At 47.8% G+C, this 13,734-nt stretch carries 17 protein-coding genes; 10 read left to right on the forward strand and 7 right to left on the reverse strand.

The window, feature by feature from the left end:
- Positions 1–8 precede the first annotated feature (8 nt).
- Entirely contained in the window at positions 9–446 is a 438-nt protein-coding gene (gene rnhA, locus ACTHUR_RS00485) for a ribonuclease HI (RefSeq protein WP_049335392.1), read from the reverse strand.
- Between the two features lie 126 nt (positions 447–572).
- Between rnhA and ACTHUR_RS00490 the strand changes: the two genes are divergently transcribed.
- Together ACTHUR_RS00490 and tehB are read left to right on the forward strand one after the other, a co-directional pair.
- Complete coding sequence (locus tag ACTHUR_RS00490) at positions 573–962, forward strand: PH domain-containing protein (RefSeq protein WP_004519323.1); 390 nt, start codon at positions 573–575, stop codon at positions 960–962.
- A 12-nt stretch (positions 963–974) separates the two neighbouring features.
- Entirely contained in the window at positions 975–1,844 is an 870-nt protein-coding gene (gene tehB, locus ACTHUR_RS00495; protein WP_039861960.1) for an SAM-dependent methyltransferase TehB, read from the forward strand.
- A 56-nt stretch (positions 1,845–1,900) separates the two neighbouring features.
- Here tehB and ACTHUR_RS00500 read toward each other — a convergent pair whose 3' ends face one another.
- Together ACTHUR_RS00500 and ACTHUR_RS00505 are read right to left on the reverse strand one after the other, a co-directional pair.
- A complete protein-coding gene (locus ACTHUR_RS00500; protein ID WP_004519325.1) occupies positions 1,901–2,401 on the reverse strand; it encodes a GNAT family N-acetyltransferase in 501 nt (166 codons plus the stop codon).
- A 13-nt stretch (positions 2,402–2,414) separates the two neighbouring features.
- Positions 2,415–2,951, reverse strand: a complete 537-nt coding sequence (locus tag ACTHUR_RS00505; RefSeq protein WP_004519326.1) for an isochorismatase family protein — start codon at positions 2,949–2,951, stop codon at positions 2,415–2,417.
- Between the two features lie 153 nt (positions 2,952–3,104).
- Between ACTHUR_RS00505 and argS the strand changes: the two genes are divergently transcribed.
- Positions 3,105–5,018 (forward strand): arginine--tRNA ligase, encoded by a 1,914-nt coding sequence (gene argS, locus ACTHUR_RS00510; RefSeq protein ID WP_004519327.1) that lies wholly within the window; start codon positions 3,105–3,107, stop codon positions 5,016–5,018.
- 158 nt (positions 5,019–5,176) lie between these two features.
- Here argS and ACTHUR_RS00515 read toward each other — a convergent pair whose 3' ends face one another.
- Positions 5,177–5,533 (reverse strand): STAS/SEC14 domain-containing protein, encoded by a 357-nt coding sequence (locus ACTHUR_RS00515; RefSeq protein ID WP_003678720.1) that lies wholly within the window; start codon positions 5,531–5,533, stop codon positions 5,177–5,179.
- 18 nt (positions 5,534–5,551) lie between these two features.
- On the reverse strand, positions 5,552–6,442 hold the full coding sequence (locus ACTHUR_RS00520; protein WP_004519328.1) for a DMT family transporter: 891 nt from the start codon (positions 6,440–6,442) through the stop codon (positions 5,552–5,554).
- A 175-nt stretch (positions 6,443–6,617) separates the two neighbouring features.
- On the opposite strand from ACTHUR_RS00520, the gene ACTHUR_RS00525 reads away from it, so the two are divergent.
- A complete protein-coding gene (locus ACTHUR_RS00525) occupies positions 6,618–6,965 on the forward strand; it encodes a hypothetical protein (protein ID WP_004519329.1) in 348 nt (115 codons plus the stop codon).
- 72 nt (positions 6,966–7,037) lie between these two features.
- On the opposite strand, the gene ACTHUR_RS00530 is transcribed toward ACTHUR_RS00525, so the two are convergent.
- The gene (locus tag ACTHUR_RS00530; RefSeq protein ID WP_004519330.1) at positions 7,038–7,790 is read right to left on the reverse strand and encodes a CPBP family glutamic-type intramembrane protease; all 753 of its coding nucleotides are present in this window, start codon (positions 7,788–7,790) and stop codon (positions 7,038–7,040) included.
- Positions 7,791–7,995: 205 nt separating this feature from the next.
- Between ACTHUR_RS00530 and ACTHUR_RS00535 the strand changes: the two genes are divergently transcribed.
- A complete protein-coding gene (locus ACTHUR_RS00535; protein ID WP_039861961.1) occupies positions 7,996–8,394 on the forward strand; it encodes a DUF350 domain-containing protein in 399 nt (132 codons plus the stop codon).
- Positions 8,395–8,595: 201 nt separating this feature from the next.
- On the opposite strand, the gene ACTHUR_RS00540 is transcribed toward ACTHUR_RS00535, so the two are convergent.
- On the reverse strand, positions 8,596–9,426 hold the full coding sequence (locus tag ACTHUR_RS00540; RefSeq protein ID WP_039861962.1) for an outer membrane beta-barrel protein: 831 nt from the start codon (positions 9,424–9,426) through the stop codon (positions 8,596–8,598).
- 430 nt (positions 9,427–9,856) lie between these two features.
- Here ACTHUR_RS00540 and ACTHUR_RS00545 point away from each other — a divergent pair, with 430 nt between their 5' ends.
- The 5 genes from ACTHUR_RS00545 to ACTHUR_RS00565 all read left to right on the forward strand — a co-directional run bounded on the left by ACTHUR_RS00545 (position 9,857) and on the right by ACTHUR_RS00565 (position 13,687).
- Positions 9,857–10,870, forward strand: coding sequence for an SPFH domain-containing protein (locus ACTHUR_RS00545; protein ID WP_049335400.1), 1,014 nt, complete (start codon positions 9,857–9,859; stop codon positions 10,868–10,870).
- Between the two features lie 161 nt (positions 10,871–11,031).
- The gene (locus ACTHUR_RS00550; RefSeq protein ID WP_224783367.1) at positions 11,032–12,552 is read left to right on the forward strand and encodes a DUF4178 domain-containing protein; all 1,521 of its coding nucleotides are present in this window, start codon (positions 11,032–11,034) and stop codon (positions 12,550–12,552) included.
- A gap of 1 nt (position 12,553) precedes the next feature.
- Positions 12,554–12,700, forward strand: a complete 147-nt coding sequence (locus tag ACTHUR_RS00555) for a hypothetical protein (RefSeq protein ID WP_162837292.1) — start codon at positions 12,554–12,556, stop codon at positions 12,698–12,700.
- Positions 12,697–13,080 (forward strand): adenosylmethionine decarboxylase, encoded by a 384-nt coding sequence (gene speD / locus ACTHUR_RS00560; protein WP_049335402.1) that lies wholly within the window; start codon positions 12,697–12,699, stop codon positions 13,078–13,080. The genes ACTHUR_RS00555 and speD overlap by 4 nt, the downstream gene beginning before the upstream one ends.
- A 25-nt stretch (positions 13,081–13,105) precedes the next feature.
- On the forward strand, positions 13,106–13,687 hold the full coding sequence (locus ACTHUR_RS00565; protein ID WP_224783366.1) for a hypothetical protein: 582 nt from the start codon (positions 13,106–13,108) through the stop codon (positions 13,685–13,687).
- The last annotated feature ends 47 nt before the right edge of the window (positions 13,688–13,734 follow it).

The following is a 13,734-nucleotide window of genomic DNA, read 5'->3' on the forward strand; positions in this document are numbered from 1 at the left end:
ATGAAATGTTATAAAAATTTTGCCGCGCCCTTATTGGCAAGTTCGTCGGCTTTTTCGTTTTCTGGGTGTCCGGCATGGCCTTTTACCCATGTCCAGCGGACATCGTGTTGTTGAACCAAACTATCCAGCTCTTTCCATAAGTCGTCGTTTTTAACCGGTTTTTTGGCGGCGGTTTTCCAGCCGTTTTTTTTCCAACCGCGTATCCAGCTTTCCATGCCGTTTTTGACGTATTGCGAGTCGGTGCAGATGACGACTTGGCAGCGGCGTTTTAGGGATTTCAGGCCTTCGATGACGGCAGTCAGTTCCATACGGTTGTTGGTGGTTTCGGCTTCGCCGCCGAACAGTTCTTTTTCGTGTGTGCCGTAGCGCATAAATACACCCCAGCCGCCTGCGCCGGGGTTGCCTTTGCATGCGCCGTCTGTGTAGAGGTAAACGGGTTTATCCATGGGCATGTCTTTGTCGAATAAGGCGGTATCATTATCATAACATAAGGCCGTCTGAAATATCGGCAAATACGGTTTACGCGTGTAAAATACCCTGCGCTTTATCACTCGTATAGAAAGAAGGCAGATATGGGATTGTTCAGCGGCCTTTTGGGCAATGCTTCGCAAAAAGACGCCGATGCGGTGGAACGCGATTTGGCGAATATCCTGATTGATGGCGAACAGGTAAAAATGGCATTCAGCCTGGTGCGCGATTTGATTGTGTTTACCGAATATCGGCTGGTGTTGGTGGACAAGCAGGGGTTGACCGGCAAGAAAGTGTCTTACCGTTCGATTCCATACCGTTCAGTATCGCGCTTTTCGGTGGAAACCTCGGGTCATTTTGATTTGGATGCCGAGCTGAAGATTTGGGTTTCTTCCGGCGAGGTGCCAACCGAAACCTTGCAATTTAAAAGCGACAAGAGCGTGATTGCCATTCAAAAAGCCTTGGCAGAAGCTGTGTTGAAACCGTCAAAATAGAAAGGAAACATGATGAGCGAACAGCAAGAATTGTTTTGTTACAAGCAGATGCCGGTGTGGACGGCGGACGAGATTCCCGAAGCCTTGTTGTCCAAACACAATACTGCCGCCGGTACTTGGGGCTGCCTCAATGTCCTCCAAGGCCGTCTGAACTTCAATGAAGTGGACGAGGCGGGCAATGTTACGTCCACGCACGAGCTGACGCCTGAAAGCGATGATTGGATTATCCATCCGCAAGCATGGCACTTTATCGCGCCGCAAACGCAAGACACGGAAATCCAACTGTCGTTTTACTGCGAGGCGGCAGACTATTTCAATAAGAAATACGGCATGAGCGCGACACATTCGGCCGTCCGTGCTGCCGAAGGCATCGTACCTGTCGGCAAGGTTTTGGATATGGGCTGCGGTCAGGGCCGCAATGCGCTGTATCTGGGTTTGAAAGGTTTTGACGTTACCGCTGTCGATAATAATCCCCATGCGGTTCAAAACGTGGAAGAGCTGGCGCGTATCGAAGAGTTGAATGTCCGCGCGTTTGAATACGACCTCAACGCCGCCAATATTCAGGAAAACTTCGATTATATGGTGGCGACCGTGGTGTTTATGTTCCTGATGCCGCGTTACGTTCCTGACGTGATTGCCAATATAAAGGAACACACCAACCCCGGCGGCTACAACCTGATCGTGTCTGCGATGGATACGGAAGATTTCCCTTGCCCGATGCCGTTCCCGTTCAAGTTTAGTGAGGGCGAGCTGCGCGAATACTATAAGGATTGGGAATTGGTGGAATACAAGGAAGAGCTGGGTTCGATGCACGCGAAAGACGAATTCGGCAATCCGATTCAGTTTAAATTCGTTACCATGCTGGCGAAGAAACCGGAATAAAGGTTTTGCCGTCAAAAGGCCGTCTGAATTCAGTTTTCAGACGGCCTTTGCCGTAATCAATCCACAATCCTTTTGCCCAAAATCACCACGTCTGCCAACATGGTTTCCAAGTCGCAGACTTGTGGCAGCCGCCCCCATTCTTCAAAACCGAAACGGTGAAACAGGTTCAGGCTCGGATAGTTGTGGCCGAACACAAGCGCGATGACGTTGTGGATGTCTAAGGACGGTGCGCGTTCGAGCATGTGCCGCAACAGGATTTTGCCCACGCCTGCGCCGCGCATATCGTGGCGGACATAAATGCTGACTTCCGCGCTGATGTGGTAGGCGTAGCGCGGATGGTAGTCACTGAAACTGCCCCATGCCAATACGGTGCCGTCGGCATCGTAAAGGGCGTAGATCGGGCGTTTGTCCGTGTGCGCGGCAAACCACATTTCACGCTCGGCAACCGTGGTCGGCGACAAATCGGCCGTGGATTGGCGCGTGGCCACGGTGCTGTTGTAAATATCGACGATGGCGGGCAAGTCTTGGCGCAGGGCAGGACGGATGGTGTATTGCATTTCAGACGGCCTGTTATTGAATTAGTTTGGAGATAGTCTTAAAGGCCGGATGTTTGGCATCGCCGAGCAGTTGGAACAAAATACTTTCGACATTGGAAACGATAATGCCTTGACGGCTCATTTGCGCCAAACCATTGTCGCGGTTGGCCGTTGTGCGCGAGGCGGTGCATTCGAAAGGCAGGAATACGGCGTAACCTTGCGCCTTCAAATCCAAGGCCGTCTGAAGCATACAGATATGCGCTTCAGCACCCATCAAAATAACGTTTTTAATGTCGTTTTTGCGTAAGATTTCCTGAATTTCGGGCAAAAACGCCGAAAATTGGGTTTTCTCGACAATCGGCGTGCCTTCGGGCAACAGCAGCGATACGGCGGATACGGTGCTGCCCAAACCTTTCGGATATTGTTCGGTTACGGCAAAGGGGATGTCCAAAGCCGTCAAACCTTGAATCAGCAGGCGGCAGCGTTCCAACATTTCATCCGCGCCGGAAAGGGCGGGCAGCAGGCGTTCTTGAATATCGACAATCAGACAAAGCGTATTTTTCGGGTTCATGGCTTTTCCTTTCAGACGGCCTTTACAGCAAAATCGTTGAATCAGAATGCAATCATATAACAAGCCGCTGGAAAAGTATTGCAGCTTGCCCTGTTTTAAAGCCCGAAATTCTTTTAAAATACCGCCTGATTTGAATTGATAGAGACCGACAACATGAATTTATACCAAACCGTCGAACGTGAAGCCCAAGCAGCCTTTGCCGCCGCAGGCATTGCCGACAGCCCCGTTGTTTTGCAGCCGACCAAGAATGCCGAACACGGCGATTTCCAAATCAACGGCGTGATGGGTGCGGCGAAAAAAGCCAAACAAAATCCGCGCGAGTTGGCGCAAAAAGTGGCCGAAGTATTGGCGGACAACGCTGTGATTGAAAGTGCGGAAGTAGCCGGCCCGGGCTTTATCAACCTGCGCCTGCGTCCTGAGTTCCTCGCCCAAAACATTCAGACGGCCTTAAACGACGCGCGTTTCGGCGTAGCAAAAACCGACAAACCTCAAACCGTCGTTATCGACTATTCTTCGCCTAATCTTGCCAAAGAAATGCACGTCGGCCACCTGCGTTCCAGCATCATCGGCGACAGCATTTCGCGCGTGTTGGAATTTATGGGCAACACCGTTATCCGTCAAAACCACGTCGGCGACTGGGGTACGCAGTTTGGCATGTTGGTCGCTTATTTGGTTGAGCAGCAAAAAGACAATGCCGCGTTTGAGCTGGCTGATTTGGAACAGTTTTACCGTGCCGCCAAAGTACGCTTTGACGAAGATCCTGCCTTCGCTGACACTGCACGCGAATACGTTGTGAAGCTACAAGGCGGCGATGAAACCGTTTTGGCGTTGTGGAAACAGTTTGTCGATATTTCGCTCTCGCACGCCCAAGCCGTTTATGACACGTTGGGCCTGAAACTGCGTCCAGAAGACGTGGCGGGCGAATCGACATACAACAACGATTTGCAGCCCGTGGTCGATGATTTGGCTCAGAAAGGTTTGGCAGTCGAAGACGACGGCGCGAAAGTCGTGTTTTTGGACGAGTTCAAAAACAAAGAAGGCGAACCTGCCGCATTTATCGTGCAAAAACAAGGCGGCGGCTTCCTTTATGCTTCCACCGACTTGGCGTGTTTGCGCTACCGCGTCGGTACGCTTCATGCCGACCGCCTGTTGTATGTCGTCGACCACCGCCAAGCCCTGCACTTTGAGCAACTCTTTACAACTTCCCGCAAAGCAGGCTATCTGCCGGAAGATGTAAAAGCCGAGTTTATCGGCTTCGGCACCATGATGGGCAAAGACGGCAAACCGTTCAAAACGCGCAGTGGCGACACCGTGAAACTGGTTGATTTACTTGATGAAGCGATCAATCGAGCCGAACAAGTCGTAAAAGAGAAAAATCCAAAATGGCAATTAACAACAGAATTAGAAGATGGATTAAAAAAGATTTCTTCTTTAACTAATTCTGATAATTTAAAAAATAAATTAAAGTACAACTTAGAAAATAAAAAGTTGGAAATTACTTTGGAAAACGATGTTGTGTATCATCTTCCTATCGATAAGATTGACAAGATTGTCAGAGGAGCAGAGGAATATACTGATACAGCATTAAGTGATGCAGAGAAAATTGCCCGAGTTGTCGGCATCGGCGCAGTCAAATATGCCGATTTGAGTAAAAACCGCACCAGCGATTATGTGTTCGACTGGGATGCCATGCTTTCGTTTGAAGGCAACACCGCCCCCTACCTGCAATACGCCTACACACGCGTGCAAAGCGTGTTCCGCAAAGCAGGCGAATGGGATGCAACCGCGCCAACCGTTTTGACCGAACCTTTGGAAAAACAACTGGCCGCCGAGCTGTTGAAATTTGAAGACGTACTGCAAAGTGTGGCAGATACTGCGTATCCGCACTACCTCGCCGCCTACCTCTATCAAATTGCCACTCTGTTCAGCCGCTTCTACGAAGCCTGCCCGATTTTGAAATCAGAAGGCGCAACCCGCAACAGCCGCCTGCAACTGGCGAAGCTGACCGGCGACACGCTGAAACAAGGCTTGGAATTGCTGGGTATTGATGTATTGGATGTGATGTAAGTTTTTGAATAAAAACGATGAAAGGCCGTCTGAAACTTTGCGGGTTGCAAGGTTTCAGACGGCCTTTTTTTATGCTTTGAAAAATATTGTGATACCGTTGATTTTGAGCCTAAGCGGTTTTGAATTTGCTCAGGTAATGCGTTTAGACGGCCTTATCTTTATTTCAAATTGCTTGCCAACAACCAAGCCTGTGCTTCGGCAGCATCGCTGAAATATTTGGGATGTTGGTTGGTCAAGAGGCTGGAAAGGCGCGCGCCGAGTTTGATCCAAATGTCGTCGGTAATGACGGCAACGCGGCCGAAGTCGGTTTCGTGTTGGTTGAGGAATTTGATTTGCTCAACCGCCATATCGATGGTGAAGTCTTTCAGCATGGACAAGTCCAACAGGATGTCGGGCAGATGGACTTTTTGTTTCGCGGCCAACAAGGCTTCTTCCAATTGGCGGAAATCGTCCAAAGTGAACTCGTTGTACAGCGCTACGTTTAAGCCGTAAGATTGTTCGCGGATGGAAATCATGGTGTTCTCCTTGTTAAATTATTGCTTCATCAGAAATTTTTTGATTGAGGCCGGAGTAAAACTGCTGAACACGCCGCCTGCAACAATGATAACCATGCCGACAGCTTCCTGCCAAGTGATTTTATCGCCGAAAAGCAATACGCCGGATAGGGCGGAGAAAACGACGGTCAGGTAGGAAAGCGAGGCAACGGTAAATTTCTTGCCGACCTTATAGGCGCGGGTCATGGCCAATTGTGCAATCATGGCGGAGATGCCGTTGCCGGCCAGATAGGGCAGGGAAGAGATGGTCAGCGGATGCCAGCCTGTGATGGTGCTCCAGACTGCGCCCATAATCAGGCCGGTAAGCGAGAGGTAAAACACCACGCGCCAGCCCGGCTCGCCCAAAAGAGAGAGTTCGCGCACCTGCAAATACGCCCAGCCCGACATGGCGCCACCTGCCAAACTGACCAGCGCGGCAAATTCTTGTCCGCCTTGAAAAGATGGGTTGAGCAAGAGGATAACGCCGATAAAGCCCATAACCAAAATGGCTTGGGTATAAAGCGTAATTCTTTCTTTTAAAATGAAAAATGAAAAGATGGCCAGCCAGATGGAGGACGTGTAGTTGAGCGTGACGCCTGTTGCCAGCGGCAGGTGCATGACGGAATAAAACGTGCACATCATGGCAAGCGTGCCGATGACGCTGCGGTTGAGATGGGTTTTCCAATGCGGCGTGGAAAACGTGTTGCCTTGCGCTTTGGCCATGATGCCTAAGAACAGGGTGGAGACCAGCATGCGCCAAAAGACCAGCTCGCCGCTGGAAAAGCCGAATTGCGTTGAGGCGGCTTTGATGGAGAGGTTCATGACGGTAAAGCCGAGCGCGGCAATAACCATCCATGCCGAGCCGAGCGGATCTTTTCTGACGGTTTCCATTTGATGGGTATATAAAGCGATTTTATTAATAAGAAAATATTATACAGATCAATCAGGCCGTCTGAAAAATATCGTTGGGTTTCAGACGGCCTTTAGATTAAGAAATGAGAATTATTATTGAACAATATAGTGGTTTTTTGTAGAATGAAAGCCCTATTTTCAAGAAAGGCTTGTCATGAAAGTTGCCAATATTTCTGCCGTATTGCTGTCTGCTTTGTTTTCCGTTGCTGTTTCTGCCGCGCCTTTGGGAGAGGTTTCTTCAGAAAACGGTAAGATTTTCAGCGGCGAAAATTACATGGTCGTTAAGAAAGACATGAAGAAAGGGGAGCAGATTAAGCCGCACGATCATCCGGGTTTTAAAACGTTGATTTTTGCCGTTGGAAAAGGAAGCTTTGACGTAACCTTGAATCAGAAGGAAAAACATACGGTTGGCGCAGGCTCGGTGCTGCGATTTGGCGGAGATGTCGTGATTGAGGCCGTTGCAACTGAAGATGCGAATGTGGCAATTACGTTGATTAAGTAAGCCGATAGATGATAAAAGGCCGTCTGAAGATGATGTTTCAGACGGCCTTGTTTATTCAGTCAACCATTGCCATTAAGCGCAAATCAAATAGATGAAGCCGGAGCCGAAGATATCTGCCAAGGCGTGAATCAGGAAAAACGGCAGCAGGTTTTTGACTTTGTATTTATAGAAGAAGTAGTACATCAAGCCGAAAACAACGCCGATAACGGTCGCCCAAAGCATGCCTTGATAAGTATGGAAGGAGATGCGCACCAAGGTCGAATAGGCCAATGCCTGCCATTTGTATTTGTCTTCCACGCAGGTCAAGAGGCCGAGGAAACAGAATTCCTCATAAAAGCCGTTTAAAAGGCCGTAGAGGATGGCCATCGGCGCAAGGGCGGCGAATTTGTCAAAAATGGATAATGGTTTGATGTATTGGAAGATTTCAGTGGTGAAGTAATTGTAGCCGCCGCTTAACGAAGTTACCGCATCGGCGGTCAGACCCATCAGGATAAAAATCACAGGCGTCCAAAACAACACGCCTAAGTTAAAACGAATCGGCAATTGTTTGAAGTCGAAACGGCGGATAACGAGGTAAATCAGAGCAATAGCAAGCAGCGTCAACTGCAGGCTCATGTTTTCAGAATAAGCCACGCCGGTTACCGCAGTATCGCGCGCCTCTTCGGCAACCGCGGCTGTTTCCACTTGCGGCATCAGGCTGGCGATATAAAGTTGGGTAGAACGGTAGGCAAATTGACCGAACAGGATAGCGGTCACAATCAGCATGTCAAACCAGCGCAAATGGCGCAAAGGCTCTTTAGGGCGGATAGCGGCGAGTATGCTCATATTCTCCTCTTTGCTCTAATAAATAACGGTGCGCAATAGTTACATAAACATACAAAAATCGTCAACGATTATCACAATAAAACATGAATTAAAAATCAGACCGTTTCAGACGGCCTGAAGCGCTTCTAAAAATGCCATATTTTTCGAAGGGTTTATCTTCAAAAATATGGCATAATCACTTTATTGCAAACCAAGGAATCTTATCGTGAGTATTTCTCTGTCCCAATATCTGCTCTACCTGCAATACATGTTGGCAGGTATCGCCATGACCGTTGTTTTTGCTGCCGTATATCTGCGGATTACACCCGTTGAAGAATTGCGCCTGATTAAAAACGGCAACCTTGCCTGCGCCTTGTCATTTGGCGGCGCGTTGGTCGGTTTTTGTCTGACGCTTGCCTCAAGCATTGCACACAGCGTCAGCTTCATCGATTTTATCCTGTGGGCCCTTGCCGCAGCCGTAATTCAGATTTTTGTCTATTTCGCTGCGACAATGATGATTAAAGGCGCTACCGCAGAACTCATCGGTAACAATGTTGCCGTCGGCGCGTTGTTTGGTGCAGTGTCCATCTCGATCGGCATTTTGAATGCGGCTTGCTTGACTTGATTTTGATGGTCGGTTGGATAGCAAAAGATGTGCTGTTCCTGACTCCTACCTAGAAAAATTATCGGTAGATTTTTTTGACTGATAAGGTCTTATGTCTGATGGTATTGGCGTTATAGTGAAATTCTGAAAGCATCAAAAAATTCAGACGGCCTGTTATATACAAGGCCGTCTGAAATGTTTTAACTACTTAAGTTTGCTAAATTAGAACGAGTATTGCAATCTTATGCCTGTTTCACGGGTGCGGTTTTTAGGTTCGATCGCGCCCAATTGAATGAAGCCATAGTCTTCTGTAACGGTGAAGTTTGAATCTTTGACTTTCCAGCCGCGATAGAACGGGGTCAGACTGATTTTAGAACCGTTAGAGAATTTTTTAGATACAGGTACTTCAACCTCAATACCTTGTCCACCGCCTTGTTTCATTCTGGTTTCTTCTCGATCTGGCTCGTAAGAATACTGGCGGCCCTTAACGGCACGATTGTAGGCAATACGAGGAGCAATCTCAAAGTTTGCTGGAAGTGCGATATTTACACCGGCATTGATTTGCGCATATGTGGTTCGGTTTTTGCGGTCATAATCATCAGGATCGACACGTCGGCTCAAATCTCTCAGAACACGGTGTCCCAAGCCTGCACCGGCAGTCAGGCTAAAGCGATCGTTAATTGGATGTGTATATTCATATAAGGCACGGATATCGTATGCGCGGCGAGGTGCATTTTTGAGTGTGGCAGAACCATAACCTGTGGATTCACCAAATCCATTTTGGAAGCTTCCTGTGTAATCTGATTTACCACGGGAATAACGGCCTTCCAATTTTGCCGCATGGCGATCGTTGAAACGGTATTTAACCCCCGCATTAATAGACCACAGGTTGCCTTTTTGTTGCATTATTCGACTACCATCTTGTTCATATTCGCGATAGGTTTCGTTGTAATATTCGCTGCCAACGGTAAATTCAACAGGGCGGGCAGCCTGTGCGCCTACTGCAGCAGACAGTGCTAACACAGCAAGACAGAAATGAGCAGAATTTTTCATGTAAATTCCTTTTAGTTTGGGAAAATCAGTGTGATAATTTAATGTTATTGCATGGCAAAGTTTATAATATTTAATGAACATTAACAATGCTGATGGGGTAATATATTTACTTTTATTATATTCTTTAATGATTTATCGCAAATATTTGTCTTTTTTATGAGACAGTATGGATAAAAAACCTGGAAATAGTGTAAAACTGAGTCGGTAAGAGGTTTAATTTCGAAGTTTTCAAAAGTTAATATCTATATAGTTATTATTTAGTTTGCGATAAAAGTATATGCAGCCACCCACTCTATTCCCATGCATAAAGACATTTTGAATGTTAATATCGTATGACATTCTATTTATATAAAATAAGCGATATAACCGACTAGGCAAATTGACCTGACTGCCCATAAGTTATCCTTTCTTCTTCAAATAAGGAACTGCGATGTTCAACTTTATCAAGAAACAGTTTATCGACGTCATTCAATGGCCGAATCCCGATGACAGCCTGCTGATGTGGCGTTTTCCGATTGCCGATGAGGAGATCCAAAACGGTGCAAGCCTGACTGTGCGTGAGGCGCAGATGGCGATGTTTGTCGATGAAGGCGTAACCGCGGACGTGTTCGGTCCGGGGCGTTACACGCTCAATACGCAAACTCTGCCAGTGCTGACCAACTTGAAAAACTGGGACAAGCTTTTTGAGTCTCCGTTTAAATCGGATGTTTACTTTTTCAATACCAAACAACAGCTCGCACGAAAATGGGGTACGTCTCAACCAGTTACCGTGCGCGATGCTGAGTTTGGCGCGGTGCAACTGCGTTCGTTCGGTATGTATTCTTACCGCATCAGCGATCCGGCAAAATTCTTTAAAGAAGTCAGTGGTGTGGCGGCGCAATACAGCGGCGTAGACTTGGAAAACCAACTGCGCAATATCGCAGTCACCCAGTTGGCGGCCGCGTTCGGCAGCTCCGGTATCCCATTCTTGGATATGGCGGCGAACCAAGTTTTGCTGTCGCAAAAAATCGGCGAATTGCTTGGCGCGGAATTTGCCAAGCTGGGTTTGGCACTGGAAAACTTCACTGTTGAAAGCATTACTTTGCCCGCGTCTATTCAGGCTGCGTTGGATAAGAAAATTTCGATGGGTGTTATCGGCGATTTGGGACGCTACACCCAATATCAAACCGCCGAATCTATTCCGCTTGCGGCACAAAATGAAGGCGGACTTGCCGGAATCGGTGCAGGTTTGGGCGTAGGTGCCGGTATTGGTCAGGCGATGGCGGGTGCCATGGCTGGCATGATGCAGCCGAATGCGCAACAGGCTCAGCAAAATGCTCAGCCGGTTGCCGAAGATCCGCAGGCTAAATTGGTGAAACTCAAGTCTTTGCTGGATGGCGGTTTGATTTCGCAAGAAGATTTTGACAAAGCCAAGGCTGAAGTGTTGAAACAGCTGATTGGTTGATCAATTGAAGGCCGTCTGAAAAATATCATTCAAAAGAAGCGTTGAGCTGCTTCTATGAAAAGGTTTCAGACGGCCTTTCAAATGATTTGATTAAGCCTGTCCGACTTCAAAAACGTTAAGGCCGTCTGAAACACTCCAACCCATTCTGAAAAAGCAAACCCATGTCTCAAACTCCTTTCTTCAAAACCGACTGCCCAAGCTGCGGAGCACCTGTCGAGGCGCATTCTGCTTCTGCCGTGACGCTGGTGTGCGGCTATTGCAACAGCATGCTGGTGCGGAAAGATAACGGCGTTGTCGACTCCGGCCGCGACTCCGCATTGCTGGAAGATTTTAGTCCGCTGCAAATCGGAACCAGCGGCACATTTGTCGCACAACGCTTTACCTTGGTTGGACGGCTTCAGGTGCAATACGACGATGGCGCGTGGAATGAATGGTATGCGCTGTTTGACGACGGCAGAGCCGGTTGGCTTTCTGAGGCGGGCGATTTGTATGTGATGACCATGCCGGTCGAAATCGATAATCCGCCGAAATTTGAAGATACGCGAGCCGGATTTAGCGAGCTGACTTTTCAAGATAAGCACTATATTGCCTCCGATGTCCGCAACATCAGCTTGAAACATGCGGCTGCGCAGGGCGAATTGCCGTTTGTTTTGAAAGAGGATACAGAAAATCGGGTTTCCGACTGGCGTTGCGAAAACCTTTTCATCACGCTCGATTACAACAATAAAACTCCCGAAGCCTTCTTCGGGCGGATGGTAAACCTAGATGGTTTGAAGCTGGAAAACACGCGCCACGAAGATGAAATTAAAGAAAGCGCAGGCCGTCTGAAAGGCAGTATTACTTCAGAAAACTGTCCTAACTGCGGCTCGTCCATTCATTGGGTAAACGGGCTGACTTCCCATCTGAACTGTCAAAGTTGCGGCAGCGAATTGGCAGTCGGCAAAGATAAAGCGGAGCTTATTACCGCCAATAATCTGCGTTTGTCGCAAAATACGATGTTTACTTTGCCTGTCGGCTCGACAGGCAGTCTGAAAAATAAAGAGTTTCATGTTATCGGCGCAATTAGATATTTAGAAACAGATGCGCAGGAAACATTTGATAACTTGTTCAAAGGTGCCAAACATACATTGGCACCAGAAGGGCAGTGGACAGAGTATCTGCTTTACAACCCAACTCAGGGTTTCTTATGGCTGGTTGAAGCTGATGAAGGTTGGAATATTTCCGAAACCTTGAACGATTGGCCGCGCCTCGACCGCAACCGCCAACCGCAAGGCTATGGCAAACTTTATGACTATGGCGGACGGGTCAGGATTGCCAGCGGAGCGTTTTATTGGCGTGTCCGAAACGGTGATTTGAACTATTACAGCGATTACAGAGACGGACAAAGCCGTAAGATTGGCTCCGAACTAAACAGTCACGAAATGGCATGGACTAGAAGTGCCCCAATTGCTTATCGGGAGATTGCAGACGCGTTTAATCTGACCAGCCAAGCTCCGCATTACACTGCAAACATGGCGGCGGACGGCATTGATAAATCATTAAGAATCATAATGACCGTCATCCTGGTTGTCGTCAATCTCCCTGCGCTTCTGACCGGCGATAGTTCTGCCGCACTTACCGTCATCTTTATAGGATGCTGGTTGTTGTGGACCATGGGCAAAAAAGACGAGGACGAGGATTAACATGTCGAGAATCACTTACATCATTTTCAGTACCATCATCATCGTCATCTCCATGATCATCAGCTACGGCTCTTCCGATTCCGACGGCTCGCGTATGCACTCCGGCGGCTATTATGGCGGCAGCGGTTATTCCGGAGGCCATAAATGACCCATGCGCCCGGTAATCATGGCCTATTGGACTTATACGGTTGCGATGAAGCCATCTTAAAAGATGAAGGCCGTCTGAAAACCGCTTTGGTGGCTGCCGCACAGGCTGCAGAAGCCACCATATTGACCGAACACTTCCACACCTTCGGTGGCGCAGGCGGCGTAACCGGTGTTTTGCTGCTCGCCGAGTCCCATATCAGTATCCACACTTGGCCTGAACACCGCTTCGCTGCTATTGATGCATTTATTTGCGGCGGTATGAAATTGGAAAAAGTGAAGGAAATCTTGTGCAGGGAGTTGGTGGCAGCAAGGGCTGTTTGGACGGTTGTGCAACGTGGCGAAGGTATACTGGACGATGTACAACCATCGGTTGAACAATAAAATCTGTCGGGCCGTCTGGAAAAAATTGGCTGATAGTAAATTAGATAACAAATTTTGTATAAAAAGGCTTTTAAACAAAATGCTTAAAATAAAAGATTGGAAGAGAAACAGAAGTTTGCCATTGGTTATTTACTTGCTTGCAGGTTTGTTTTTGCTTGGAGTGGAAAGTGCCGAAGCAAAAAAATTAACACATGATCGTACCGAGTATTGCCGTAATCAAGTTTATGTCAGTAATAACCAAGGCGCATCCCTGCAAGCTCAACCGGACGATAAAGCATCTTCAATCACTCAATTGCACCATATGCAATACCTTTGCGTTGTCGGTAATGACAGCAAAAATACCGAAGAAGGATACTCTTGGATAAAAGTAAAAAAAGTACCTTTGGCAATCAAAGAAAACCAAATCAGTTGTCATGATATGGGCCTGCCTGACAACTGCACCAAACCTACCGATTTCCCGACTGAATGGAAAATCAAACCGCCCAAAGGCAAAAAATGTCGTCTTTCCACTCATGTTGATAATGAAGGTCAGTTGCTTATTGTCGCAAAAGGCGTTTGCCCAACCGGATGGGTAAAAGAGAGAGATGTACAATTTTTTGCCGATTAGTAAACTTGGCTTTAGTTAAAGAAAAAAACAAAGTTCATCATATGGCA

The sequence above is a fragment of the Neisseria sp. P0021.S007 genome, assembly GCF_051956855.1.

Bases quoted from the DNA above. Each gene is read 5' to 3' on its own strand.
- rnhA (WP_049335392.1), bottom strand. From the start codon at position 446: ATGGATAAACCCGTTTACCTCTACACAGACGGCGCATGCAAAGGCAAC.
- ACTHUR_RS00490 (WP_004519323.1), top strand. From the start codon at position 573: ATGGGATTGTTCAGCGGCCTTTTGGGCAATGCTTCGCAAAAAGACGCC.
- tehB (WP_039861960.1), top strand. From the start codon at position 975: ATGAGCGAACAGCAAGAATTGTTTTGTTACAAGCAGATGCCGGTGTGG.
- ACTHUR_RS00500 (WP_004519325.1), bottom strand. From the start codon at position 2,401: ATGCAATACACCATCCGTCCTGCCCTGCGCCAAGACTTGCCCGCCATC.
- ACTHUR_RS00505 (WP_004519326.1), bottom strand. From the start codon at position 2,951: ATGAACCCGAAAAATACGCTTTGTCTGATTGTCGATATTCAAGAACGC.
- argS (WP_004519327.1), top strand. From the start codon at position 3,105: ATGAATTTATACCAAACCGTCGAACGTGAAGCCCAAGCAGCCTTTGCC.
- ACTHUR_RS00515 (WP_003678720.1), bottom strand. From the start codon at position 5,533: ATGATTTCCATCCGCGAACAATCTTACGGCTTAAACGTAGCGCTGTAC.
- ACTHUR_RS00520 (WP_004519328.1), bottom strand. From the start codon at position 6,442: ATGGAAACCGTCAGAAAAGATCCGCTCGGCTCGGCATGGATGGTTATT.
- ACTHUR_RS00525 (WP_004519329.1), top strand. From the start codon at position 6,618: ATGAAAGTTGCCAATATTTCTGCCGTATTGCTGTCTGCTTTGTTTTCC.
- ACTHUR_RS00530 (WP_004519330.1), bottom strand. From the start codon at position 7,790: ATGAGCATACTCGCCGCTATCCGCCCTAAAGAGCCTTTGCGCCATTTG.
- ACTHUR_RS00540 (WP_039861962.1), bottom strand. From the start codon at position 9,426: ATGAAAAATTCTGCTCATTTCTGTCTTGCTGTGTTAGCACTGTCTGCT.
- ACTHUR_RS00545 (WP_049335400.1), top strand. From the start codon at position 9,857: ATGTTCAACTTTATCAAGAAACAGTTTATCGACGTCATTCAATGGCCG.
- ACTHUR_RS00550 (WP_224783367.1), top strand. From the start codon at position 11,032: ATGTCTCAAACTCCTTTCTTCAAAACCGACTGCCCAAGCTGCGGAGCA.
- ACTHUR_RS00555 (WP_162837292.1), top strand. From the start codon at position 12,554: ATGTCGAGAATCACTTACATCATTTTCAGTACCATCATCATCGTCATC.
- speD (WP_049335402.1), top strand. From the start codon at position 12,697: ATGACCCATGCGCCCGGTAATCATGGCCTATTGGACTTATACGGTTGC.